Annotated in this window: 19 protein-coding genes; 7 read left to right on the top strand and 12 right to left on the bottom strand. The window is 66.6% G+C overall.

Features of this window, described 5'->3' with window-relative positions; genetic code table 11:
• Positions 1-34: 34 nt before the first annotated feature.
• Both BM190_RS27570 and BM190_RS27565 read right to left on the bottom strand, forming a co-directional pair.
• Positions 35-910 carry a dihydrodipicolinate synthase family protein gene (locus tag BM190_RS27570; RefSeq protein ID WP_092260706.1) on the bottom strand — a complete coding sequence of 292 codons (876 nt, stop codon included), beginning with the start codon at positions 908-910 and terminating at the stop codon, positions 35-37.
• A gap of 56 nt (positions 911-966) precedes the next feature.
• Positions 967-1,932, bottom strand: a complete 966-nt coding sequence (locus tag BM190_RS27565) for a VOC family protein (RefSeq protein WP_092260704.1) — start codon at positions 1,930-1,932, stop codon at positions 967-969.
• A 184-nt stretch (positions 1,933-2,116) separates the two neighbouring features.
• On the opposite strand from BM190_RS27565, the gene BM190_RS27560 reads away from it, so the two are divergent.
• Both BM190_RS27560 and BM190_RS27555 read left to right on the top strand, forming a co-directional pair.
• Entirely contained in the window at positions 2,117-2,983 is an 867-nt protein-coding gene (locus BM190_RS27560) for a S1C family serine protease (RefSeq protein ID WP_092260702.1), read from the top strand.
• Positions 2,980-3,351, top strand: a complete 372-nt coding sequence (locus tag BM190_RS27555; RefSeq protein WP_018317256.1) for a response regulator transcription factor — start codon at positions 2,980-2,982, stop codon at positions 3,349-3,351. The genes BM190_RS27560 and BM190_RS27555 overlap by 4 nt, the downstream gene beginning before the upstream one ends.
• Here BM190_RS27555 and BM190_RS27550 read toward each other — a convergent pair.
• The 4 genes from BM190_RS27550 to BM190_RS27535 all read right to left on the bottom strand — a co-directional run bounded on the left by BM190_RS27550 (position 3,346) and on the right by BM190_RS27535 (position 8,341).
• Entirely contained in the window at positions 3,346-4,416 is a 1,071-nt protein-coding gene (locus tag BM190_RS27550; RefSeq protein WP_092260699.1) for a sensor histidine kinase, read from the bottom strand. The genes BM190_RS27555 and BM190_RS27550 overlap by 6 nt on opposite strands.
• Entirely contained in the window at positions 4,403-5,095 is a 693-nt protein-coding gene (locus tag BM190_RS27545) for a response regulator transcription factor (protein ID WP_018317258.1), read from the bottom strand. Before BM190_RS27545 ends, BM190_RS27550 begins: the two co-directional genes overlap by 14 nt.
• A 100-nt stretch (positions 5,096-5,195) precedes the next feature.
• Positions 5,196-5,678: a hypothetical protein gene (locus BM190_RS27540; protein WP_018317259.1), complete on the bottom strand. Its 483-nt coding sequence runs from the start codon at positions 5,676-5,678 to the stop codon at positions 5,196-5,198.
• Between the two features lie 326 nt (positions 5,679-6,004).
• The gene (locus BM190_RS27535) at positions 6,005-8,341 is read right to left on the bottom strand and encodes a Tex family protein (protein ID WP_092260697.1); all 2,337 of its coding nucleotides are present in this window, start codon (positions 8,339-8,341) and stop codon (positions 6,005-6,007) included.
• A gap of 1,208 nt (positions 8,342-9,549) precedes the next feature.
• Between BM190_RS27535 and BM190_RS27530 the strand changes: the two genes are divergently transcribed.
• Positions 9,550-11,019, top strand: coding sequence for an amidase (locus BM190_RS27530; protein ID WP_177237314.1), 1,470 nt, complete (start codon positions 9,550-9,552; stop codon positions 11,017-11,019).
• A gap of 176 nt (positions 11,020-11,195) precedes the next feature.
• Here BM190_RS27530 and BM190_RS40690 read toward each other — a convergent pair whose 3' ends face one another.
• A complete protein-coding gene (locus tag BM190_RS40690; RefSeq protein ID WP_165637419.1) occupies positions 11,196-11,516 on the bottom strand; it encodes a hypothetical protein in 321 nt (106 codons plus the stop codon).
• Between the two features lie 116 nt (positions 11,517-11,632).
• On the opposite strand from BM190_RS40690, the gene BM190_RS27520 reads away from it, so the two are divergent.
• Both BM190_RS27520 and BM190_RS27515 read left to right on the top strand, forming a co-directional pair.
• A complete protein-coding gene (locus tag BM190_RS27520; RefSeq protein ID WP_092260695.1) occupies positions 11,633-12,541 on the top strand; it encodes a PaaI family thioesterase in 909 nt (302 codons plus the stop codon).
• A 67-nt stretch (positions 12,542-12,608) separates the two neighbouring features.
• Entirely contained in the window at positions 12,609-12,974 is a 366-nt protein-coding gene (locus BM190_RS27515; RefSeq protein WP_177237313.1) for a hypothetical protein, read from the top strand.
• Here the strand turns inward: BM190_RS27515 and poxB are convergent.
• The 3 genes from poxB to BM190_RS27500 all read right to left on the bottom strand — a co-directional run bounded on the left by poxB (position 12,971) and on the right by BM190_RS27500 (position 16,378).
• Complete coding sequence (gene poxB, locus BM190_RS27510) at positions 12,971-14,707, bottom strand: ubiquinone-dependent pyruvate dehydrogenase (RefSeq protein WP_092260693.1); 1,737 nt, start codon at positions 14,705-14,707, stop codon at positions 12,971-12,973. The genes BM190_RS27515 and poxB overlap by 4 nt on opposite strands.
• Before the next feature lie 110 nt (positions 14,708-14,817).
• Positions 14,818-15,450 carry a 2-dehydro-3-deoxy-6-phosphogalactonate aldolase gene (locus BM190_RS27505; RefSeq protein ID WP_092260691.1) on the bottom strand — a complete coding sequence of 211 codons (633 nt, stop codon included), beginning with the start codon at positions 15,448-15,450 and terminating at the stop codon, positions 14,818-14,820.
• A 1-nt stretch (position 15,451) separates the two neighbouring features.
• A complete protein-coding gene (locus BM190_RS27500; protein WP_092260689.1) occupies positions 15,452-16,378 on the bottom strand; it encodes a 2-dehydro-3-deoxygalactonokinase in 927 nt (308 codons plus the stop codon).
• Between the two features lie 237 nt (positions 16,379-16,615).
• Here BM190_RS27500 and BM190_RS27495 point away from each other — a divergent pair, with 237 nt between their 5' ends.
• Both BM190_RS27495 and BM190_RS27490 read left to right on the top strand, forming a co-directional pair.
• The gene (locus BM190_RS27495; RefSeq protein ID WP_092260687.1) at positions 16,616-17,713 is read left to right on the top strand and encodes an LLM class flavin-dependent oxidoreductase; all 1,098 of its coding nucleotides are present in this window, start codon (positions 16,616-16,618) and stop codon (positions 17,711-17,713) included.
• Between the two features lie 58 nt (positions 17,714-17,771).
• Positions 17,772-18,341 (top strand): flavin reductase family protein, encoded by a 570-nt coding sequence (locus BM190_RS27490; RefSeq protein ID WP_177237312.1) that lies wholly within the window; start codon positions 17,772-17,774, stop codon positions 18,339-18,341.
• A gap of 161 nt (positions 18,342-18,502) precedes the next feature.
• On the opposite strand, the gene BM190_RS27485 is transcribed toward BM190_RS27490, so the two are convergent.
• Entirely contained in the window at positions 18,503-20,371 is a 1,869-nt protein-coding gene (locus tag BM190_RS27485) for a sigma-54-dependent Fis family transcriptional regulator (protein WP_177237311.1), read from the bottom strand.
• Positions 20,372-20,595: 224 nt separating this feature from the next.
• The gene (locus tag BM190_RS27480; RefSeq protein WP_177237310.1) at positions 20,596-23,901 is read right to left on the bottom strand and encodes an acetyl-CoA carboxylase family protein; all 3,306 of its coding nucleotides are present in this window, start codon (positions 23,899-23,901) and stop codon (positions 20,596-20,598) included.
• Position 23,902: the final 1 nt, after the last annotated feature.

The following is a 23,902-nucleotide window of genomic DNA, read 5'->3' as shown; positions in this document are numbered from 1 at the left end:
CGAGCGCCGGGGCATATTGCCGCGTGACAACGAGCTATGTCAGCTCGCGCAGCGCCGCCTCCACCACCTTGCGCGCCTCGGCCGTCAGCGCCGCCTGCGGCGGGACGGGGTCGCCGACGTCGTAGCCCTGGATCGCAAGCCCCGTCTTGATGCAGGCGGCGAGATTGAAGCGGGCGAAGGCTTCGTTGATGCGCCAAAGCCGGCGCTGCAGTGCCATCGCCTCGTCCCAGCGGCCGGCCTTGCAGAGGTCGTAGAGCGCGACACTCTGGCGCGGGATGATGCAGGCCGGGCCCGCCATCCAGCCGAGCCCGCCGATCAGCATCACCGCGGCCGGGATGTGGGCGGAGGCCGAGAACACCCGCAAGGCATCGCCGCAGCGGTTCATGATCGAGAGCAGCCGGCCGGTGTTGGTCGAGGCGTCCTTGATGTAGCCGATGCGCGGGTGCTCGGCGAGGCGCGCGATGGTGTCGAGGGTGAGGTCGGAGCGCTGGAATTGCGGGTTGGTGTAGATGACGACGGGAATGTCGACGGCGTCCGCGATGTCGCGGAAGTAGGATTCGACCTGGGCGTCGCTGAGCGGAAAATACGCTTCCAGGATCGCGAGGATTCCGTCGGCCCCACGCTTCTGGTAGGCTTTCGCCTGCGCCACCGCATCCGCCGTCGAGGTCGAGGCGACGCCAGCGACAACAGGCACGCGGCCCTGCGCGGCTTCGATCATGGTCTGCACGACCGCGGTGCGTTGTGCGGCATTGAGATAGGCGAACTCGCCGGTCGAACCCAGCGGCGTCAGCCCGTGCACGCCGGCGCCGATCAGATCATCACAGAGCTTTGCGAGCACGTTCGTCCGCACTGTGCCGTCGGCATCGACGGGCGAGACGAGATAGGGGAAGACGCCGTGGAATTCGGACATGTCGGGGGCTCCGGAAGCTGGCACCCGACGGGTCTTAGCAATGCCCGCCCCCGCGATCAAACCTTGAGCAAGCGTACCCGCGTGCCCCAGGGATCAATCGCCTCCGCGCCGTCGGCAAGCGCCGTGACCGTCGCACCGCCCTTGCGCAGGCGTTCTTCCTGCGCGGCGAGCAGCTCCGGCTTGGCCATGACCAGCGAGAACCAGGCGAGACCCGTCATCTGGTCGTCGCGCTGGCCGGCGCCCTGGCTTTGCCAGACGTTGATGCCGAGGTGATGATGATAGCGGCCCGACGACAGGAACGCGGCGCCGCTGCGGCTGCGGGTCGGATCGAGGCCAATCGCGCCATGATAGAAGCCTCCGGCCTGCGCGAGATCGCCGACCCGCAGATGCATGTGGCCGATGCGCATTCCGTCCGGCGCCTTGGCGTAATCTGGCACGCGCGTATTGGTCAGCGACAACAGGTCCGGAATGTTGAGCTCGTCGGACGCCATCTTCACGCTGCCCTCGCTCCATTGCCATTGCGAGGGATCGCGGTCGGCATAGACCTCGATGCCGTTGCCTTCGGGATCGTCGAGATAGACGGATTCGCTGACGAGGTGATCGGCAAAGCCCGACAGCTTCACGCGGTGCGAGGCCGCGTGCACCAGCCAGCGCGCCAGGTCCTTGCGCGTCGGCATCAGGAAGGCGGTGTGGTAAAGGCCGGCGGCATTGCGCGGCTCGATTTCCGCATTGGGGCGGGCCTCCAGCACCAGCAGCGTGACGCCTGATGTGCCGAGCTTCGCCGCAGTCGCCGAGCGTTCCATCACCGTGAGGCCGATCACATCGCGGTAATAGTCGGCGACCTTGTCGAGATTCTTCACCCGCAGCGTCACCATGCCGACCCGCATCGGCGTGCGGCTGGCATAGGTCGGCCCGCCGCCCTGCGGCGTGCCCTCGGCCCGTGCGGCAGCTGCGGCGGCCATGGCAAGCGAGGTCGCGCCGGCGAGTTGCAGCAGGGTGCGGCGGGTGAGGTCGATGGTCATCGGTCAGGGCTCGCTGAAACTGGTTGGGGCCGTGCGGCGCAATGTCGGGCCGATTGCTACACGTTCCCGTGAGCGGCTCCCAATCACATGTTCGTCGGCCGTAACAGGCGGTGTCCTGACCACCCGGCCAGTTTCGCGATTCCCCGCGACATCCCAGATTGAGGACAGCTTATAGGAGCCAGCTATGACTGACCCAACTCCCCTGTCCTCACTATCGTCCGCCCTCGCGGATGTGGTGGCGCGCACTGCGCCCGCAATCGTCTCTGTGCACTCGCATCGCTCCCGTGCGACCGGCTTCGTCTGGAAAGGGGGGCTGATCGTCACCGCCGACGAGGCGCTGGCCGACGAGGGCAAGGTCGAGATCGGTCTCGCCGACGGCAGCCGCGTGGCTGCCACGATCGCCGGCCGCGACCACACCACCGACATCGCGCTGCTGCGCACTGAGGCCGCTGCTACGCCGGTCAAGCTCGCCGCCACGGTCCCGCCCCTCGGCGCGTTGTCGATCGTGGTGGCCACCAACCGCGAGACGCCGAGTGCCGCGCTGGGGATGGTATCGGCGTCCGGCAGCGGCTGGCGCTCCCTGCGCGGCGGCGAGATCGATGCGCGGATCGAGCTCGATGTCCGCCTGCGCGGCAGCCAGCAGGGCGGCCTTGCGCTCGATGCATCGGGCGAAGCCTTTGGCATGGCCGTGCTCGGGCCGCGGCGCGTGCTGGTGATCCCGACGGCGACGATCGAGCGCGTCGCGGCGCAACTCGAGACGCGCGGCCGCATCGCGCGCGGATATCTCGGCCTCGGGCTCCAGCCGGTCCGGCTCGACGACGGCATCGGCGCCATGGTGATGAATGTCGACAAGGCCGGCCCTTCGGCCGCGGCCGGCATCCGCCAGGGCGACGTCATTGTGGCAGTTAACGACCAGAAGCTGTCAGGCGTGCGCGCGCTGTCGCGAACGCTGGGTCCTTCGAGCGTCGGCGCGGTGGTCGACGTCGCGGCGCGCCGCGGCGGCGAGCCGATCAGCTTCAAGGTCACGGTCGGCGAGAGGCCGGAGGCGTGAGCGAGGACCGGACGCCGGAGATCGTGCTTGCCCTGGAGATTGACGATCCCGCCCTCGCCGATCGCCTGGCGGCCTTGCTCGGCAGCGTCGCCGGGCTTCGCCTTGCCGCGCCCGGCGAGGCTGCCACGGCGACCGTCGTCGCCCGCGATCCGCGCGTGATGCCCGCCGACATCGCGCTGACGCAGCGCGAGCTCGACGTGCTGGCGCTGATGGCCGAGGGTGCCTCCAACAAGATGATTGCCCGCCGGCTCGGCATCTCCGTGCACACCGTCAAATTCCATGTCGGCTCGCTGCTCGACAAGCTGGACGCCACCGGCCGCACCGACGCGGTGGCGCATGCGGCACGCCGCGGCGTGATTGAGCTATGATGTCGCGGGGAAGCGGAGCTCGACCGTCAGGCCCGGCGCATTGTCATGCAGCGCTACTCCCGCGCCGTGAAGGCGCGCGACCGCAGCGACGAGGCTGAGGCCAAGGCCGTTGCCCGGCGTGTAGCGGCTCTGCTCGAGCCGGTAGAAGCGCTTGAAGACGTGATCGCGCTCCTCAGTGGGAATGCCCGGACCATCGTCGGCGATGGCGATCACCGCACCGCCATCGGCGCTGCGGCACGTCACGGTCACCTGCCCGCCTTTGCAGCCGTGCTTGATCGAATTGTCGACGAGATTGGCGATGGCATCGAACAGCAGGTCGCGATCGCCGGTGATCGGCACCTCGCGGTCTCCGGCGAGGCTGAGGCGCGTTGAGACCTGCTCGGCGGCGGCGTCGTAGAGCTCGACGACCTCGCCGGCGATCTCAGCGAGGTCGAGCGCGCGGAAGGCGCCGGTGCGGGCGCGGCTCTCGATCTCGGAGATCCGGGTGATGGAGGCGAACATGCCGAGCACGGCGTCGAGATCGGCGATGGTGTCGCCGATCAGCGCGGCATCCGCCTCGCTGTTGCGTTGGTGGTGATAGGCCTTCTCCAGCCGGCCGCGCATCCGCGTCAGCGGCGTGCGCAGATCATGGGCGACGTTGTCGCTGACCTGCTTGACCTCACCCATCAGCGTCTCGATGCGGTCGAGCATCTGGTTGAGGTTTTCGGCGACGCGGTCCCATTCGTCATGGCTGCCGCGCAAGGGGATGCGCTGGTCGAGGCCTGAGAGCATGATGGCGCGGCTGGTGGCGTTGATCTCCTCGATCCGCCCGACCGTGCGCCGGGTCACCAGCACGGCGGCAAGCCCGGCGAGCACCAGCAGCAGCACGGCAACCGCCGCCATTGCAAGCTTGATCATCGCGGTGAAACCGCTGTGATCGCCGGCGTCGCCGACCCGGCTCTCCACATAGGCCAGCGTGCCGAAATAGACATAGGCCATGATCGCCGCAACGATCAGCCCGAACGCCGCGATCGCGATCAGCGCCAGGCGGAAAGTCGAGGAGCGGAGCGTCTTAACCAGGAGCACGGAGGCAATATCCGATGCCGCGGATGGTGTGGATCAGCGGATAGGCCTGGGCATCGTCGACCTTGCGGCGGACGCGCCCGACATAGACGTCGATGATGTTGGTGGAGGGGTCGAAATGCAGGTCCCAGACGTGCTGGAGCAGCATCGCGCGGGAGACGACGCGGCCCTCGTTGCGGACGAGATATTCGAGCAGCTGGAACTCGCGCGGCAGCAGCGGGATCTTGCGGCCGCGGCGGCTGGCGTTGCGCGCGATCAGGTCGATGGCGAGATCGCCGACCCGCAGCAGCGTCTCCTTGGCGATGGTCTCGCTGCGGCGGCCGAGCGCCTCGAGCCGCGCCAGCAATTCGGTGAAGGAGAACGGCTTGACGAGATAGTCGTCGCCGCCGGCGCGCAGGCCGCGGACGCGATCATCGACCTCGCCGAGCGCGGAGATGATCAGGAACGGCGCGGCAACGCCGTCGTCCCGCAATTGCCGCATCACGCTGATGCCGTCGATATCGGGCAGCATCCGGTCGATCGTGATCACGGCATAGTCGCGCGCGGCGCCGTGGCTGAGGGCTTCACGGCCGCTAGCTGCGAGATCGACGTCGTAGCCGGAGGTCGTCAATTCCTCGACGAGCTGGCCTGCTGTTTCCGGATCGTCCTCGACGACCAGGATGCGACGGTGACCTCCGGTCATGCAAAACTCCGCGCGACAATCGCCACCAGACTATCCCGTTCCGGGGCTGGACGGAACCGCCCGGTGGCGATCGCGACAATGGTGCGGTACGGCGATGCGACTACCAATAGTCTCCGCACACATTGACCCATTGCCATCCATAGGGCGTCCAGCTCCTGCGCCAGCAGCCATCGTTGTAGCCGGCGTAAATGAAGGGCGCGCCGAAGACGGCGAAACGACGGAAATGGTGATGATGGTGGAAGCCGCGATGGCCGTGCCAGCCGGCCCCGGCGAAACGCGGCCCGATCGCCGCATGGGCGAAGCGTGCGCCGCCAAAAGCGGGACCGCCGGCATGGGCGAAGCGTGCACCGCCAAAGGCAGGACCGCCGACATGGGCGAAGCGCGCACCGCCCATCCCGCCGGCGCGCATGCCGCCGAAGCCGCCTGCGTGCATGCCGCCACCGAAATGTCCACCGCCGCCGAAATGACCGCCGCCGCCGAAGCCGCCATGTCCGCCGCCGCCACGGGCGAGCACCGGTGAAGCGAGCGCCATCGCCGCGGCGATCGTCACCGCGGTGAGGCCTTTGAGAAGCCTGTTGTTCATCGAAGCATCCTCCTTGCAGTGCGGCGGTTAGCGCGTCGCACGAGGATGATCAGATGAGAGCAAGAGATCGGCGCCTTCAACTTACAAACGCGCCAGATTCTGACGCGAGTGTTAGGGAGAGGACGCTCTATCACTCCCTCTCCCCGTTCTTACGGGGAGAGGGTGGGGTGAGGGGCTGCTTCCGCGAATGTGATTTGAATTGAGGGCGTGTGTGGGAGCCGGGGGGACCATCGATTCGGCGCGCAGGTTGCCACGCCCCTCACCCGGAATCAGCGCTACGCGCGAATTCCGACCTCTCCCCGCAAAGGGCGGGAGAGGTCAAGATCTCACGCCCGCTTGCCGTTGTTCTTCTCCGCCGCGCGGCGCAGCGCTTCGGCGAGGGCGCCGCCGCCGGAGGATTCCTGCTTTCGCGGGGCGGACGACGTCATGCGGGAAGGGTTGCGCGCGCTGTTATCGCGCTGCATGCCGGGGGCGTCCTTCTTGGCACCGACCTCGTCGTCGAGACGCAAGGTCAGCGAGATGCGCTTGCGCGCGACCTCGAAGTCCAGCACCTTGACCTTGACGATGTCGCCGGGCTTCACCACCTCGCGCGGGTCCTTGATATAGGTCTTGGACATCGCGGAGATGTGCACGAGGCCGTCCTGGTGCACGCCGATATCGACGAAGGCGCCGAAGGCGGCGACGTTGGTCACGGTGCCCTCGAGGATCATGCCCTTCTGGAGATGCTTGATCTCCTCGACGCCCTCCTTGAACACGGCGGCCTTGAACGCCGGACGCGGATCGCGGCCGGGCTTCTCCAATTCCTTCAAGATGTCGGTGACGGTCGGCAGACCAAAGGTCTCGTCGACGAAATCCTTCGGCTTCAAGGTGCGCACGATCTCGCTGCTGCCGATCAGCGCCTTGATGTCGCTCTTGGTGGCGCTGAGGATCCGGCGCACCACCGGATAGGCTTCCGGATGCACGCCGGAGGCGTCGAGCGGGTCCTCGCCGCCGAGAATGCGCAGGAAGCCGGCGCACTGCTCGAACGCCTTCGGCCCGAGCCGCGGCACGTCCTTGAGCGCCTTCCGCGACTTGAACGGGCCGTTGGCGTCACGGTGCGCCACGATGCTCTGCGCAAGGCCGGAGCCGACGCCCGACACGCGGGCAAGCAGCGGTGCGGACGCGGTGTTGACGTCGACACCGACGGCGTTCACGCAGTCCTCGACCACGGCATCGAGCGATTTTGCGAGCTTCGCCTGGCCGAGATCGTGCTGATACTGGCCGACGCCGATCGCCTTGGGCTCGATCTTGACGAGCTCGGCGAGCGGATCCTGCAGGCGCCGCGCGATCGAGACCGCGCCGCGTAGGGTGACGTCAAGACCGGGCAATTCCTCCGAGGCGAAAGCCGAGGCCGAATAGACCGACGCGCCGGCTTCCGACACCACGATCTTGGTCATCTTCAGCTCGGCCAGCCCCTTGACGAGATCGCCTGCGAGCTTGTCGGTCTCGCGCGAGGCGGTGCCGTTGCCGATCGCGATCAGCTCGACACGATGCTTCAATGCGAGCTTGCCGAGGATCGCAAGCGACTCGTTCCACTGCCGCTGCGGCTCGTGCGGATAGATCACGGCGGTATCGACGACCTTGCCGGTGGCATCGGTGACGGCGACCTTGACGCCGGTGCGATAGCCGGGGTCGAGCCCCATGGTGACGCGGGTGCCGGCCGGCGCGGCCAGCAGGAGATCGCGCAAATTGGAGGCGAACACGCGCACGGCCTCGGTCTCGGCGGCGTTCCACAGCCGCATGCGCAGGTCGATATTGAGATGCACCTGGATCTTGGTGCGCCAGGCCCAGCGCACCGTGTCGATCAGCCAGCGGTCGCCGGCGCGCTTGAGGTCGGCGATGCCGAACCGCTTCATGATCTTCAGTTCATAGGCGCTGGGCACGCCCGGCGGCAGCGCCTCGGCCTCGGCCTGAATCTGCAGGTCGAGGATCTCCTCCTTCTCGCCGCGGAACATCGCGAGGATGCGGTGCGAGGGCAGCTTGGTCAGCGGCTCGGAGAACTCGAAATAGTCGGCGAACTTCTCGCCCTCGGTCTTCTTGCCGTCGCGCACCTTGGAGGCCATGCGCGCGTTGGTCCACATCTCCTCGCGAAGCGCGCCGATCAGGTCGGCGTCCTCGTCGAAGCGTTCGACCAGGATGGCGCGGGCGCCGTCGAGCGCGGCGGCGGCATCCGCAACGCCCTTCTCGGCGTTGATGAAGCCTTCGGCCACCACCTTCGGATCGTTGGTGGGCTCCGCCACCAGCTGGTTGGCGAGCGGCTCGAGGCCGGCCTCCTTGGCGATCTCCGCCTTGGTGCGGCGCTTCGGCTTGAACGGCAGATAGATGTCTTCGAGACGGGCCTTGCTGTCGGCGGCGAGAATGGAGGCCTCGAGCGCCGCATCGAGCTTGCCCTGCTCGCGGACTGATTCGAGGATGGCCTTGCGGCGATCCTCGAGCTCGCGCAGGTAACCCAGGCGCTCCTCCAGGGTGCGCAATTGCGCGTCGTCGAGCGCACCGGTCGCTTCCTTGCGGTAGCGGGCGATGAAGGGAACCGTGGCGCCGCCATCGAGCAGCGTCACCGTCGCCTCGACCTGCTCCGCCCGAACCCCAAGCTCCTGCGCAATTTTCTGGTTGATATTTGCCACGCGAGAATTCCTCTATCCAAGCACGCAACGCGGGGGCGAACCACCGGCCACGGGACGCCGCTTATGGACCAACCGGGGTTGATTCATCAAGGTACTGCGGCGGACCGTCGACAGGGGATTTTTTGTCGAACCGATGCGATCTCGCCACATTCGTGGGGACGGCGCGCGAACACCCTCGCGGATCCCGGATGCGTCTGCGCGGGCGATGACACCGAGTGTATGCGGCAGACACGGTGCCGTAGGGTGGGCAAAGGCGCACCGCGCCGTGCCCACCAAATTAAACGCGGCACGAGATGCGTGGGCACGCTTCCGCCGTCGCTCTTCGAGCTATGGCGGACAAGTCGCTTTGCCCACCCACGACGCCGGTTGTGTGTTGCAGACATGCCTTCACCTCCTCGCGGCGCTTCCGCCCGAGCTTCGCGCTCCGCATCGCGCCCTCAACGAAAGGACGCAGGGAAGGCCGGGCGCCGGCTGGCACCCGCGGGTCCGTCGTGCGATGAGATGCACACGCAATGCACAACGGATCAACAGGTAAAGCCGAAACGTCCGGCCTTCCCTGCGCGATGTTTGACGGCCTATGGCGCGCTCTCCCCGGAGACGAGTTCCTGCTTGCCTCCGTCACCCCGCGGATGGCGGCGCGCTTCGCCCGGTCGGGCTCGGCGCACCTCCGCAAGGCTTGGCTGTAGCAACGACAGCCAGGACCACGCGATTTGGCCGTACGCTTGAAGCGCCGTTCGTCCGCACGAAGCCTGGACCTCACGGGGGTCATCCCGCCCTGCTCCCGCCTCTCGTGCACGACGCTGCGCGTCCACCGCTCCCCGATCCGCGGCTCGTGACGACGTACGACCGCCCCTTTCGCCGGATCAGGATGGCCGACACATACGTCGAAACCGAATTTCGGTAAAGTGGAATATTTTTGTGCGCGGCAATTGACAGCGGGCGACACAGCAACGATGGCGTAGCCCGGATGGAGCGCCAGCGTAATCCGGGACGGTGCCAGATGCCGGGCGAGCGCCCCCGGATTACGCTGCGCTCCATCCGGGCTACAGGCTCCTCCGGGTTGCAACGGTCGGACAACTGCCGGATTGGGATGACGCCGCCTTGCGACCTCTCCGCCCCGTGCAACCCTGCCCCTCGTGCCGGCTCAGTTGATTCAGGCGGTCCCTTGCGAAAAAGGTGGCGCCGCATCTTAAGGAGATCAGGACTTCATGACGTTGCCGATGAGCTGGACGGAATGGGCGCAGCACGATGGCGTCGCGCTGGCGGGGCGTGTCCGCAAGGGCGAGCTGACGGCGAAGGAGCTGGCGCGCCAGGCTGCCGCGGGTGTCGCCAAGGTCAATCCGGCGCTGTCGGGCGTGGTCGAGCTGTTCGAGGACGTGATCGCCGATCCCGCCAAGGACGGCGCCAATCTCGCAGGTCCGTTCGCCGGCCTGCCCTTCCTGATGAAGGACCTCGGGCCGACCATGAAGGGCCGGCTGCAGGAAATGGGCTCGCTGTTGATGCGCGGCAATCGCGCCGCGGCCGATACGTTCCTCACCGGCAAATTCCGCCAGGCCGGCCTCAATTTGATCGGACGCACCACGACGCCGGAATTCGGCGTGTGCTCTTCGGCCGACAATCCCGCCGTCTACGTCACCCGCAATCCCTGGAATACCGACTACACCACCTGCGGCTCCTCGGCAGGCAGCGCCGCGATGGTCGCGGCCGGCGTGGTGCCGATCGCGCATGCGACCGACGGCGGCGGCTCGATCCGCATTCCCGCCGGCGTCAACGGCAATATCGGGCTGAAGGTCTCGCGCGGCGTGTTCTCGCTCGCCCCGCACATGTCCGACCTCACCGGCCTCGTCTCGATCCAGGGCTGCCAGTCGCGCAGCGTGCGCGACACCGCCGCCTTCGTCGATCATGCGCGGGGGCCCGCGCCCGGCGAGTTCATGCCGTTCTGGACCACGGCGCAGCCTTATTCCGAGATGATCAAGCGCGATCCCTCGAAGCTGCGCATCGCATTGTCCCATACATGGGGCAACTACACCGCGACGCCCGAGATCGCAGCCGAGCTGGAGAAGGCCGGACGCTTCCTCGAAGGCCTCGGCCATCACGTCGACTATGCGCTGCCGGAGATCGACCTTCCCGCTGCATTCGAGGCGCAGACCACCTGCTACATCTCGAACTTCGCCGTGGTGATCTCCAACATGCTCGCCGCCCGCGGGCTGGAAAAGCCGCCGGAGGATCTGATCGAGCCGATGAACATCCGCATCTGGGAAGCCGGCCGGCACACCAGTTTCGCCGAGCGTGCCAAGATGCAGGGCGTATTCAACACCACATCGCGCGGCTTCGGCACCTTCTTCGAGCAATGGGACGTGATCCTGACGCCGATCACTGCGCTGCCGACACCGAAGGTCGGCACCAGAGAATATCTCACCATTTCCGACAACCCCGATGTGCGCGACTGGTTCGACAATCTCTGGCGCTTCTTTGCCTTCACGCCGCTGGCCAATCTCTGCGGCATGCCGGCGATCTCGATGCCGATGGCAACGCAAGACCACGGCCTGCCGCTCGGCATCCAGGCCATCGCCAAGCAGGCCAATGACGGCCTGCTGCTGCAACTCGCCGCCCAGATCGAGCGCGCGCTCGACGGCAAGTGGAACGGCGGCAAGAAGCCGAAGGTGCATGTAGGCTGAGGCTTGGCTGTTTGTTTCAGCCTTGCGCTTGCGGCCATCCTTCGAGACGCCCGCCGTTGGCGGGCTCCTCAGGATGAGGTCTGATTTCGCAGCGATATCTTAGACCCTCATGGTGAGGAGCGCCGCCTTGCGGCGCGTCTCGAACCATGAAGGCCGACGCAGTCGCACCACCAGCTTCAATTCTTCACCGTCGGGATCTCCTCCGTCACCGGCTGCTGCTGGCCCTGCCGGTACATCGCCAGCGCCTTGTCGAGGGCTTCGCGCAGCGCCAGCGCGGCGGCCACGCTGCAGCGCAGGTGCGCGGTCTGGATCACGTCGACCCTGACCGCGGCACCGACCGGCATGAGCAAGTTCGCGGCGAGCTCGATCTGGATCGCGCCGTTGTGATGACCGAAGCAGGACGCGCCGTCGAAATAGATGATCGGCGCCCGCTCCGAGCTGGAGCTCGAAATGGTGACGGGCCCCTGATTGTTGGCAGGCGTTTCGGGGTCGGCCATGGGCGCTCCTTGCGGCTAGTCGGCGAACGGAGCGCCCACCATCGGTGCTTCGGCCTGCTCTGTCGAGGCCAATTCGGGGTTTTGCGCGGCGCCCGACACTGGTCTAAAACGTCCCCATGAGCACCATACCGACCACGCTCCCATTCGAGGAACTCGCCGACGCCATCAAGGGCCGCCGCTCCGATTACGGCCATATCAGCGGGCTCCAGCTGGATCGCTTTGCACCAGCTGAGGCCTGGTCGAGCCTGCCCTACCGGCCCGTCTTCGTCGGCGACACCGAGACCGGCGTGCTGCATGGCGGTGTCGTCACCGCGATGCTGGACGAGAGCTGCGGCATGGCGGTGCAACTTGCGCTCGACGGCACGCGCGCGATCGCAACCCTTGACCTGCGCATCGACTATCAGAAGCCGGCGACGCCGGGCCTCGACATCAAGGCGCATTCGGTGTGCTACCGCACCACGCGCTCGATCGCCTTCGTGCGCTCCACCGCCTATCAAGAATCCGAGGACGATCCGGTGGCGACTGCGACCGCCTGCTTCATGATCGGTGCCAACCGCACCAACATGCTCGCCGACCGCAGGATGGATGCGCGCAGCATCCCGGTGCTGGAGGCGCCGGAAGATCCGGATGGCCCGTTCGCGCGCAGCCCGTTCGCGCGCGCGCTCGGCATCTGCGTCAATGACGACGGCACGCTGACGATGCCGTTCTCGCCAATCATCATCGGCAACCCGATCCTGCCCGCGATCCACGGCGGCATGACTGGGGCCTTCCTCGAGACCACGGCCATCATCGGCGTCGGGCGCGAGCTCGGCGCCGCCGCGCCGCCGAAGCCGATCGGGCTCACCGTCAACTATCTGCGCTCCGGCCGTGCGCTCGATACGTTTGCCAACGTTTCGATCGTCAAGCAGGGCCGGCGCATCGTCGCCTTCGAGGCGCGCGCCTGGCAGGACGATGCGGACAAGCCGATCGCCACCGCCTTCGGCCATTTCATGCTGCGCCCGACGCCAGGAAGTGACGAGGAATAAGCGCATTTTGACTTGACGGCCGCAGCCCCGGCCACAACGATAGCACGTCCCCGCGAGAGGTATTGGATTGCGGCATCCGCTCGACATCGTCGCCATGTTCGCCGCACTCTGGCTGCTGGCCTCGATGATGCTCGACGCGTTGACGCCGAAGGAGCTGACCGCGATCATGATCGGCGTGGCGATCGGACCCGCCATCGTCATCACCGCCGTGTTCTACTACCTGCGCTGCCCGCGAACGGACTTTGCGGTGATGTTCGCGGCGCTCTGGATGATCTCGGACATCGCCATCGCCTTCGTCTCGCCGAAGGAGCTGCCGCACTTCCTGATCCTGCTCGGCTTCGTGCCGGCCCTGCTGATCGGCTCAGTGATGCACTGGCAACGCTTCCAGAATCGGCACGAGCGGCTGCCCGCGCCGTCGGTGAAGCGGGGCTAACGCGGCAGCAGATTCGTCTTCGCGAGGTCGAGCACCTCGTCGCCGCGGCCGTTCATCACCGCGCGCAGAACCCAGAGGCTAAAGCCCTTGATCTGCTCGGGCATGATGGTCGGAGGCATCGACAGCTCCTGCTTGGCGGTGACGACGTCGAGCAGCGCCGGGCCGTTATGGGCCAGCATCTCCTTCACCGCGCCCTGAAGCTCGCCGGGGTCCTCGACGCGCTTGGCGAAGATTCCCATGGCGCGCGCCATCGCCGCGAAATCGGGATTCTTCAGGTCGACATTGGTGTCGACGAAGCCCGCGGCCTTCATCTCCAGCGCGACGAAGCCGAGCACGCCGTTGTTGAAGATCACGACCTTCACCGGCAGCTTCATTTGCGTCAGCGTGATGAGATCGCCCATCAGCATGGAGAAACCGCCGTCGCCCGACAGCGAGATCACCTGGCGGCCGGGCTGGGCGGCCTGCGCACCGATCGCCTGCGGCATGGCGTTGGCCATCGAGCCGTGCACGAAGGAGCCGACCAGCCGGCGGCGGCCGTTCATGTCGAGATAGCGCGCGGCCCACACCGTGGGCGTGCCGACATCGGCGGTGAAGACCGCATCGTCGGAAGCATGATCGCTGATGACTCTTGCGAGATATTGCGGGTGGATCGGCTTGCTTCCCGGCGTGCCCTTGGCCAGCGAATCCAGGCCCTCGCGCGCCTTCTTGTAATGCGCGACGGCATCGTCGAGATGCTTGCGCTGCGTCTTTGCTTTCAGCAGCGGCAGCAGCGCCTCGATGGTCAGCTTGACGTCGCCGACGAGGCCGAGATCGATCTTGCAGCGTCGTCCGAGATTTTCCGGACGGATGTCGACCTGCGCGATCTTAGCATCGGTCGGAAAGAATTGCTTGTAGGGAAAATCGGTGCCGAGCATCACCAGGGCGTCGCAGGCGTGCATGGCGGCATAGCCCGAGGAGAAGCCGATGAAGCCGGTCATGCCGACGTCATAGGGATTGTCGTACTCGACATGCTCCTTGCCGCCGAGCGCATGCACGATCGGACTCTTCAGCGCTTCCGCCAGCTGCATCAAGGGTGCATGCGCGCCGGCGCAGCCGCGGCCGCAGAACAGGGTGACGCGCTCGGTGCCGTTGAGGAGTTCGGCGAGCGCCTGCAGCTCATCGGCCTGCGGCACCACCTTCGGCGCCGACAGCGCGAGTCCGCGCGTCGTCGACAGCGCGCGCTTGGGCGGGCTACGGAATGCGACGTCGCCGGGCATGGCGACGACGGCGACACCGCGCAGGCCCACCGCCGCGCGGATGGCATTCTCCAGCACGTAAGGAAGCTGGCTCGGGTCGGACACCAGCTCGCAAAAATGGCTGCATTCGCGGAACAGATTTTGCGGATGGGTCTCCTGGAAATAACCGCCGCCGATCTCAGCGGTCGGGATCTGCGCCGCGATCGCCAGCACGGGAACGCGGCTGCGATGCGCGTCGAACAGGCCGTTGATCAGATGCAGATTGCCGGGACCGCAGGAGCCCGCGCACACCGCAAGGCTTCCGGTCATCTCGGCTTCGCCGGCGGCGGCGAACGCGGCGACCTCCTCGTGGCGGACATGGATCCATTCGATCGTGCCGCGGCGGCGCAATGATTCAGTCAGGGCGTTCAAGCTGTCGCCGACGATGCCGTAGATACGCTTGACGCCGGCCTGCTCGAGCGTTGCCACGAACAGATCGGCCACGTTGTTGATCGCCATGTCGGTCTCCTGATTCAGCCAGTCACATAATACGATGCGCAAAACGTCAGCATCGCGACACTATGTGGCACAATAGGCCATGTCAGGATCACGGCTAGTTTATTGTCCGTTCAATCTTTCTGAATTGCCCGATCGTAAGCCGCGATCGTTGCCTTCGCTCGGCCTGCGACATCGGCCGCGCTCATGCCGGGCTTGTAGAGGCTGGAGCCGAGCCCGAAGGCGGTGACGCCGCCCCCGATGTACTCCGCAAAATTCTGATCGGAGACGCCGCCGACCGCGGCGATCATGACGCCTGGCGGCAGCACGGCGCGGATCGCGGCGATGCCTGATGCGCCGAGCACGCTGGCCGGAAAGAATTTCAGGCCCGATGCGCCCGAGCGCGCCGCGAGCAGCGCCTCGGTCGGCGAGAACACGCCAGGCAAGGTCACCATGCCGTGCTGATGCGCACGCGCGAGCACCTCAGTGTCGACATTGGGCGAGACCATCAGCCTGCCGCCGACGTCGTCGAGACGATCGACATCCGCGGTGGTCAGCACCGTGCCGGCGCCGATCAGCACGCCTGAAGGCGCCTGCTTCACGGCCGTTGCGATGGAGCGGAACGGATCGGGCGAGTTCAGGGGAATTTCGATCGCGGTCATGCCGGCCTCGATCAGCACGGCGACGATCGCCTCGGCCTCCTCCGGCTTGACGCCGCGCAGGATCGCAACCAGCGGCCGCTTCATCGGCGGAAAGGGAACGCTCATCTCAAAAATCCTTCTGCTTCGTCCAGATCGCGGCAGCCGCCATCGACAGGCCGCGGCGGACGGCCTCATCCGCGTCGACCGGAATTGCGTTGACCGACAGCGCCTCGAACGCCAGCCGGTACAGCATCGCAAGCCGCCCCGATGCAATCAGCTCGACGCCCGCTTGGGGAACGGGGCCGGAGAGCCCCGCCGCCAGCTCGGCGCCGATCAACGTGCCCGACAGCGTCTCGCGCGCCGCGGCCGGCGTGCCGCCGAACAGCAGCTGGCGCGAGCGCGCGCCGAACAAGTGATTGGCGACAAAGGCGGGCGCCTCATAAGCAGCTTTCACCGCCGCCTTGAAGCTCGCGACATCCTCGGCCTCGTCGGCGCCGGCGACCGCGAGCGACAGGATGGTCTCGCGCGAGACGGCGCTGAACAGCTCGCCTGTCATGAAGGTGGAGAAGCGTTCGACCACGCCGTCCTTCACGCGCACCCATTTCGAATGCGTGCCGGGCATGCAGACCAGCGCCTCGCCCGCGGCCTTGAGGCCGAGCGCGCCGAGCAGCTGCGTTTCCTCGCCGCGCATCACGTCCGGCGCTTCTGTCTCGCGCTGCGCGATGCCAGGCAGGATGCGGATGTCGCGGGCTTCGCCGGGGACGCGCACGGCCTGTTTCAGGATGGCGGCCAGCGGCGCCGGCGTGTCGACATAGCCGGCTTCGACCCAGCCGTTCCTGGCGCCGGCCATGCCGCAGACGAGAACCGGCAGATGATCCGGCGCCTCGACCGCGGCAAGATGCGATTGCAGCACGGCGGGAAAGCCGGTCTTCGCCGCGGCGAGCATGCCCTCGCCGCTGCGGCGCTCAGTCAGTACCTGGCCGGCACGATCGACCAGCCACAGCCGGAAGCTGCTGGTGCCCCAGTCCACCGCGACATAAGCGGGTTCGGTCATGCGAAACTGTCCTCGTCTCACGGCTGGGACGCCGTCTCGCGACAGTGAGACGACGTCTTGCAAGTCTGTGCCGAGATACCGGCTATTGCGCGGGCAAACCAGCCCTTTCTCCGCAATTCGAGGCTCCGCCGTGCTGGCACAGCGCTTGCTGAACCGCTGGCACAGCGCTTGCTGAAGCTTCGGCGCTCAACTCCGTCAACGCGCGACAAGACGCGTCAACATCAGATGAGGAAACCCATGGAGATCGGCTATTTCACGATGCCTTCGCATCCGCCGGAGTGCGGCCTGAAGGAAGGGAACGACTGGGACCTGCAGGTCATGCGCTGGCTCGACGAGCTCGGCTATCAGGAAGCCTGGGTCGGCGAGCACCACACCGCGCCCTGGGAACCCAATCCCACGCCGGACCTCCTGATCGCGCAGGCCCTGATGCAGACCAAGAAGCTGCGCATTGGACCCGGCGGCTTCCTGTTGCCCTATCACCACCCGGCCGAGCTCGCCAACCGCGTCGCGATGCTCGACCATCTCTCCGAGGGCCGGCTCAATTTCGGCGTCGCGGCGAGCGGCTTGCCGAGCGACTGGGCGATGTTCAACGTCGACGGCATGAGCGGGCAGAACCGCGACATGACCCGCGAGGCGCTGGAGATCATCCTGAAGCTGTGGACCGAGCCGGCACCCTTCACCCACAAGGGCAAATTCTGGACGGTGACCAAGCCGGACACGATGTTCGACTTCCTCAAGCCCCACATCAAGCCGTTGCAGGCGCCGCATCCGCCGATCGGCGTTGCCGGGCTGTCGAAGAACTCGGACACGCTGAAGCTCGCCGGCGAGCGCGGCTTCATCCCGATGAGCCTCAACCTCAACCCGGCCTATGTCTCCAGCCATTGGGACTCGGTCGAGATCGGCGCCGCCAAGACCGGGCGCAAGCCGAACCGGCAGGACTGGCGCCTGGTGCGCGAGGTGTTCGTCGCCGACACCGACGAGGAAGCCTGGAAGCTCTCGACCGGCGACATGATGGGCCGGATGATGAGCGAGTACTTCCTGCCGCTGCTCGGCCATTTCGGCTTCAAGGATTATCTCAAGCACGCCCCTGATGTCCCCGACAGCGACGTCACGGTCGAATATTGCGCCAAGCGGAACTGGATCGTCGGCTCGCCCGCGACCGTCGCCGAGAAGATCGAGAAGATCTACGACGAGGTCGGCGGCTTCGGCGTGCTGCTGGTGTTCGGCTTCGACTACAAGCACAAGGCGGAAGCCTGGCACCACTCGCTCTCGCTGCTGAAGAACGAGGTGATGCCGCGCCTTGCGCATCTCGGCTCCGCGAAGAAGGCGGCTTGACGCTCAGCGGGTGCGGCGCGATCGTGTCGCACCCGCTTCTGTTTTCGGAGATTTCCGCGTGACGGTCGACGCCAATCCTCTCGACGTGAAGGATTTCAAGCAGGCGATGCGCCAATGTGCCGGCGCCGTCGCGCTGGTCACGGTCGGCGCCGAGCACGGCAAGCGCACGGGATTGACGGTGACCTCGGCCTGCTCGCTGTCGGATAGCCCGCCCTCGCTGATCGTCTGCGTCAACCGCAACGCCAGCGCACATGCGCGCATCCGCGAGGAAGGCGCGTTCGCGATCAACTTCCTGCACGAGGACCACGCCCTGCTCGCGCTGACCTTCAGCGGCCAGAAGGGCGTCAACGGCGACGACCGTTTTGCGTTCGGACAGTGGACGCGTGGGGCCACGGGCGCCCCGGTGCTGACGGATGCGGTCGCCGCATTCGACTGCGTGCTGGCGCAGGAGTTCGAGACGACGACGCATTCGATCTTCGTCGGCGAAGTGCGCGGCGTGTCGCATCTGGCGTCCGCAGCGCCGCTGGTGTACCTGCGCAGCAGTTTTCACACGCCGCATGAGATGCGCGAAACGGTGACGGTCGGCGACCTCGATTCACGGCATCTGAGCTGGACGGATTTTTCTTAATCGTCACTCTCGCTGCGAATACAGTATCGTAGGGTGGGCAAAGCGAAGCGTGCCCACGTACTGCAACATTCGGTTAGAGATGGTGGGCACGGCGCAAGCGCGCCTTTGCCCACCCTACGATTCCGAGCCAGCGGAGAACGCGCGCCACGTGCAGCTGATCCCTACTGCGCCGTCTCGATCTTCAACTGCTTGATCTTGCGATAGAGCGTGGCGCGGCTGAGCTTCAGCGCGCGGGCCGCTTCCGTCACGCGGCCGCCGTGCTTACGCAGGGCTTCGACGATCGTGGCGCGCTCGGCCGCTGCAAGATCAGGCTCCGCTGCCCTCCCTCCGAACGGCGGCAGATCCAGATCCGCCTCGGTGATGACCCCGTTCTCCGCCGTGCAACCGGCGAGCCGCAGCACGTGGCGAAGCTGGCGCATGTTGCCGGGATAGGAATAGGCCGAGAGTTGCGACCACGCCTGGTCCGAAAGCCTGCAGTTCGGCGCCTCCTCGCGCGCGATCTGGCGGATGACGTCGTCCCGGTCGGCACGCTCGCGCAAGGCTGGCAGCCGCACCTCGAGGCCGCGCAGGCGGAAATAGAGGTCGGCGCGGAAGCCGCCTTCTTCGGCCATGCGGCCGAGATCGCGGTGGGTGGCGCTGATGAGGCGGATGTCGACGGCGACGGGCTTGAGCGCGCCAAGCGGCCAGACCTCGCGGTTTTCCAGCACGCGTAACAAGCGCGTCTGCAGCGCGATCGGCATATCGCCGATTTCGTCGAGGAACAGCGTGCCGCCGTCGGCCTGCACGATCAGGCCCTTCGAGCCGTCGCGCCGCGCGCCGGTGAAGGCGCCGGCCTCGTAGCCGAACAGCTCGGCGTCGATCAGGCTCTCCGGCATCGCCGCGCAGTTCAGCGCCACATAATTGCTGCGCGCGCGGTTGCTGGCCGCGTGAATGGCGCGCGCGAACACGTCCTTGCCGACGCCGGTCTCGCCATGGAGCAGCACCGGCAGATTGTGATCGCCTATGCTTCGGAGCCGCTTCACGCTTCTGATCAGCCCGGGATCGCGGCCGGCGAGCCGATGCAGGGCGTCGAAGCGATCGACAGCTGCATCGCGGCGCGGTGCAAGCGGGCGCGCCGATGATCTCGCCCGCAGCGGCGGCGCAACATGCCCTCGCCCTAACGCACTGCCATCGGCGCGGCGCAACTCGACCGTCTCGTCCGCGCCGCGGCCGGCATGATGATCGAACTTGACGTAGCGCGACAGATCGATGCCGGATGCGATCAGGCCGTCGGTGAGACCCAGCAGTGCCCGCGCCGAACGGCAGGCGCCGACGATGCGGCGGTCGTCGTCATAGGCGAGCAGACCGCTGCCGCCGTCGCCCGGCACGGTCGCGATCCAGGCGTTGCGGAAATGACCGCGGAAGATCGCACCCTCCATGCGCCGCGTCGCCTCCATCGTCACCGCGAGCGCGAGCTGATGCGCAGCGCGCTCGAGATCCTCTCGGCATGAGGTGATGTTCACGGCACCGGCGAGGCGACCGGCCTGGTCGAACAGCGGCGCCACGGCGCAGGAGAACATGTGCCACTGCGCGCGAAAATGCTCGTCACGATGCACCAGGATCGGCTTCTGCTCCGCGAGTGCGGTGCCGAGCCCGTTGGTGCCTTCGAAAGCCTCGGAAAAATTCGAGCCGGTATAGACCTTCCAGCGCATGAAGATTTCAGTATCGGCCGGGCCGGGCAGCCGGCTCCACAGCATCGTGGCGCTGGGGTCGGCGAGATTGACGCAATAGCCGGCCTCGCGCAGGACCCGCGCGAGGTCTTCGAGCTCCGGCGTCGCCAGCTGGATCAGCTGCTCCATCGGTTCGGCGACATGCCGGACCTCGGCTTCAGTCAGCGTCTGCGGCGGTCCCTGCCGGGCGGGGTCGAGCTTGTGGCTGATCAGGCAGCGCCGCCAGGAATCGGCAATGCGCGAAGAGGCATCGACGTCGGCCAATTGATTGGCGACGGACAAGACACGGGCGACATGGTTCGAGGCCGACAGGCTGGCCATCGCGGACGTCTCCACCCTGTATTATTGTGCAAAGTCTGGCACCACAGGCGGGGATGTCAATCGGGAACCGGGAACGGCTTGGAGGCACGCTGTCTCTTCTCGTCATCCCGGGGCGATGCGAAGCACCGAACTAGGGTGTGCCCTTGCGCACCCTAGGATCTTGAGATTCCGGGTTCGCGCTGCGCGCGCCCGGAATGACGGGCTCATCTATTGCTGCACCGCCCTCACCACGTATCGATGCATGGCCGCTTCTTCCCGGCCCTGGCCGGCGGCTTCGGCACCGAACGGAGTCCGGCCATGATCCAGCGGCGCGTCTCGGCGGGGTCGATCACGTTGTCGATCTCGAATACCGATGCGATCGAGACCGCCTTGCCGTTGGCATAGAGCTCGGCGACCTTGTTGCGGTAATAGGTCTCGCGCTCCTCGGGGTCAGTGATCGCCTCCATCTCCTTGCGGAAGCCGAGGCGGACGTAGCCCTCCAGGCCCATGCCGCCGAATTCGCCGGTCGGCCAGGCCGCGGTGAAGAACGAGGCGTGGAAGCCGCCGCCGATCATCGACTGCGCGCCGAGACCGTAGCCCTTGCGCAGCACGATGCCGAACAGCGGCACAGTGAGGCTCGCGCCCGTGACGAACATGCGCGAGACGTGACGCACGATCGCGGTCTTCTCGGCTTCCGGGCCGACCATGAAGCCGGGCGTGTCGCAGAGCGAAACGACGGGAAGGTCGAACGCGTCGCAGAGCTGGAGGAAGCGGGCGGCCTTATCGCCGGCATCGGCGTCGATGGCGCCGCCGAGATGGCGCGGATTGTTGGCGATCAGGCCGAACGGCTTTCCTTCGATGCGGATCAGCGCGGTGATCATGCCGACGCCGTAGTCGCGGCGCAGCTCCAGCACGGAATCCTTGTCGGCGACGAGATCGATCACGCTGCGGATGTCGTAGACGCGCAGCCGGTTCTCGGGGATGGCGCGTCGGAGCAGGCGCTGGTCGGCGGCCTCCCACTCCGTCACCGCGCCCTGGAAATAGGACAGATACTTTTGCGCGACGGATGTCGCCTCCTCCTCGTCCTCGACGAGGATATCGATGACGCCGTTCGGCGACTGGAACGAGACCGGGCCGACCTCGGCCGGATGATAGACGCCGAGGCCGCCGCCTTCGATCATCGCAGGGCCGCCCATTCCGATCGAGGCGTTCTTGGTGGCGATGATCACGTCGCAGCAGCCAAGCATCGCGGCGTTGCCGGCGAAGCAATAGCCGGAGACGACACCAATCACGGGCACGAGGCCGGAGAGCCTTGCGAATTGCACGAAGGACGGACCGTCGAGCCCGGTCATACCGAGCCGGTCGGTGTCGCCGGGCCGGCCGCCGCCGCCCTCGGCATAGAACACCAGCGGCACGCGCCAGTCTTCCGCAAGGGTCAGCATGCGGTCGATCTTCTTGTGGTTCATGTGGCCCTGCGTGCCCGCGAGCACGGTGTAGTCATAGGCCACGACGATGCAGCGCGCACCCTCGGGCCCGAACTTCTCGCCATTCACCGTGGCGACGCCCATCACGAGTCCGTCAGCCGGCGTGTTCTTGATGAGATCGTCGAGCTTGCGGCGGCGGCGCTGCGCCGCGATGGCGAGGCTGCCATATTCCATGAACGAGCCTTCGTCGACGAGCTGGGCGACGTTCTCGCGCGCGGTGCGCTGGTTGGTGTTGCGGCGGCGCTCGACCGAGGCGGGGCGATTCGCATCCAGCGTGTTCGCCTGGCGGGCAATCAACTCGGCGAGATCGGGCCGGATGTGATCCAGATCGATGTCGGCTTCGGCCGTGGCCCTATCCGCCGCAACGTCGAGCGGCTCGAGATACATGATCGGCTCGCCATGCATCAGCGTGGCGCCGTCGCCGGCGGCGAGCGTCATGACACGGCCGCCCTGCTCGGCCATCACCAGATGTTCCATTTTCATGGACTCGATCACGGCGAGCTGCTGGCCGGGGCGCACGATCTCGCCTTCCTTCACCTGAATGGTGACGATGGTTCCCTGCAACGGTGCGGCGACCATCACCGTGCCTTCAGGCACCACTTGCGCGACGTGCGTCTCGGCACCGTGAACGCCACTTCCTTCGGTTGGCGCAAAGTAAAGCGGCTTGGCCGCGCCATCGGCCGCATCGACGAGCTTTGCGATATTGCGATCGATGAAATCGGTCGCGATGCGGTTGGTCCTGAAATCAGGATGCGCCAGCACCGCCTGGAGGAAGGCGATATTGGTGACCACGCCGTCGATCCGGAACTCGCGCAGGGCACGCGAGGCTTTTGCAACGACATCATGCCAGGCTTCGCCCGGCGTATGCACGATGACTTTTGCGAGTAACGAGTCGAAGGCCGCACTGGTCTTGTAGCCGGCGTAACCAAAACTATCGACACGAACTCCGGGGCCTGATGGGGGCTCGAAAACGGCGAGCACGCCGCCGGTCGGATGCGTCGCGCCCGTCTCGTCCAGCGTTTCCATGTTGACGCGAACCTGCATGGCATGGCCTCGTGGCTTCGGGATCGATGCCTGCGCAAGGCCAAGCGAGGCGAGCGTGCTACCCTCCGCGACCGCAAGCTGGGCGCGGACGAGGTCGAGCCCAAGCACTTCTTCGGTGACGGTGTGCTCGACCTGCAGCCGCGGATTGGCCTCGATGAAGGCAAAACTGTCCTCGGCCGTGCCGTCGACCAGGAACTCGAACGTGCCGAGATTGTCGTAAGCCGCCGCCGTCGCAAGTTGCTTGGCCGCCTCGATGATGCGGCCGCGCAAGGGATCGCTCAGCGACGGGCTCGGCGCCACCTCGATCAGCTTCTGGTGCCGGCGCTGGATGGTGCATTCACGCTCCCAGAGATGAGAGATCGCGCCGTGACGATCGCCGATGATCTGCACCTCGATATGCCGCGCCTGCCGGATCAGCCGCTCGGCATAGAAGCCGTCGAAGCCAAAGGCCGCCTTGGCCTCGGACTGGCAGCGCGCATAGGCTTCCGCAAGATCGGATGCGTTCTCGACCACGCGCATGCCGCGACCGCCACCGCCGGCCATTGCCTTGATCACGATCGCAGCATTGCTGCCGAGGGAACTGAAGAACGCCGTGATCTCCTCCAGCGAGGACGGCCCGCTGGTGCCGGCAATGATCGGCACGCCGCAACGTTTTGCCAGTTGCCGCGCCGCGACCTTGTCGCCGAACAATTCGAGCGCCGCCGGCTTCGGCCCGACGAAGGTGAGGCCCACGTCCGCGCACGCCTTGGCGAATGCGGCATTCTCGCTGAGGAAGCCGTAGCCGGCATGCACGGCATCGCACCCGACGCTTTTCGCCGCCGTCACCACCGCATCGATGTCGAGATAGGCCCGGGCGCCGCGGCCGGGGATTTCGACCGCCTCGTCGGCCACACGCACGTGCAGCGACAGCGCATCATCAGTGGGATGGATCGCAACGGTCGCGATGCCGGCATCGGCCGCCGCGCGCGCGATGCGGATGGCGATCTCGCCGCGATTGGCGATCAGGAGTTTCTTGAACGACATC

This window comes from Bradyrhizobium sp. Rc3b (assembly GCF_900114915.1).
Taxonomy (GTDB): Bacteria; Pseudomonadota; Alphaproteobacteria; order Rhizobiales; family Xanthobacteraceae; genus Bradyrhizobium.
The sequence above is the reverse complement of the archived record's forward strand: the minus strand, read 5'-3'. Positions and strand labels throughout refer to the sequence as shown.

Excerpts from the sequence above, each read along its gene's own strand:
- BM190_RS27570 (WP_092260706.1), bottom strand. The coding sequence starts at position 910 with ATGTCCGAATTCCACGGCGTCTTCCCCTATCTCGTCTCGCCCGTCGAT.
- BM190_RS27565 (WP_092260704.1), bottom strand. The coding sequence starts at position 1,932 with ATGACCATCGACCTCACCCGCCGCACCCTGCTGCAACTCGCCGGCGCG.
- BM190_RS27560 (WP_092260702.1), top strand. The coding sequence starts at position 2,117 with ATGACTGACCCAACTCCCCTGTCCTCACTATCGTCCGCCCTCGCGGAT.
- BM190_RS27545 (WP_018317258.1), bottom strand. The coding sequence starts at position 5,095 with ATGACCGGAGGTCACCGTCGCATCCTGGTCGTCGAGGACGATCCGGAA.
- BM190_RS27540 (WP_018317259.1), bottom strand. The coding sequence starts at position 5,678 with ATGAACAACAGGCTTCTCAAAGGCCTCACCGCGGTGACGATCGCCGCG.
- BM190_RS27530 (WP_177237314.1), top strand. The coding sequence starts at position 9,550 with ATGACGTTGCCGATGAGCTGGACGGAATGGGCGCAGCACGATGGCGTC.
- BM190_RS40690 (WP_165637419.1), bottom strand. The coding sequence starts at position 11,516 with ATGGCCGACCCCGAAACGCCTGCCAACAATCAGGGGCCCGTCACCATT.
- BM190_RS27520 (WP_092260695.1), top strand. The coding sequence starts at position 11,633 with ATGAGCACCATACCGACCACGCTCCCATTCGAGGAACTCGCCGACGCC.
- poxB (WP_092260693.1), bottom strand. The coding sequence starts at position 14,707 with ATGGCGATCAACAACGTGGCCGATCTGTTCGTGGCAACGCTCGAGCAG.
- BM190_RS27505 (WP_092260691.1), bottom strand. The coding sequence starts at position 15,450 with ATGAGCGTTCCCTTTCCGCCGATGAAGCGGCCGCTGGTTGCGATCCTG.
- BM190_RS27500 (WP_092260689.1), bottom strand. The coding sequence starts at position 16,378 with ATGACCGAACCCGCTTATGTCGCGGTGGACTGGGGCACCAGCAGCTTC.
- BM190_RS27495 (WP_092260687.1), top strand. The coding sequence starts at position 16,616 with ATGGAGATCGGCTATTTCACGATGCCTTCGCATCCGCCGGAGTGCGGC.
- BM190_RS27485 (WP_177237311.1), bottom strand. The coding sequence starts at position 20,371 with ATGGCCAGCCTGTCGGCCTCGAACCATGTCGCCCGTGTCTTGTCCGTC.
- BM190_RS27480 (WP_177237310.1), bottom strand. The coding sequence starts at position 23,901 with ATGTCGTTCAAGAAACTCCTGATCGCCAATCGCGGCGAGATCGCCATC.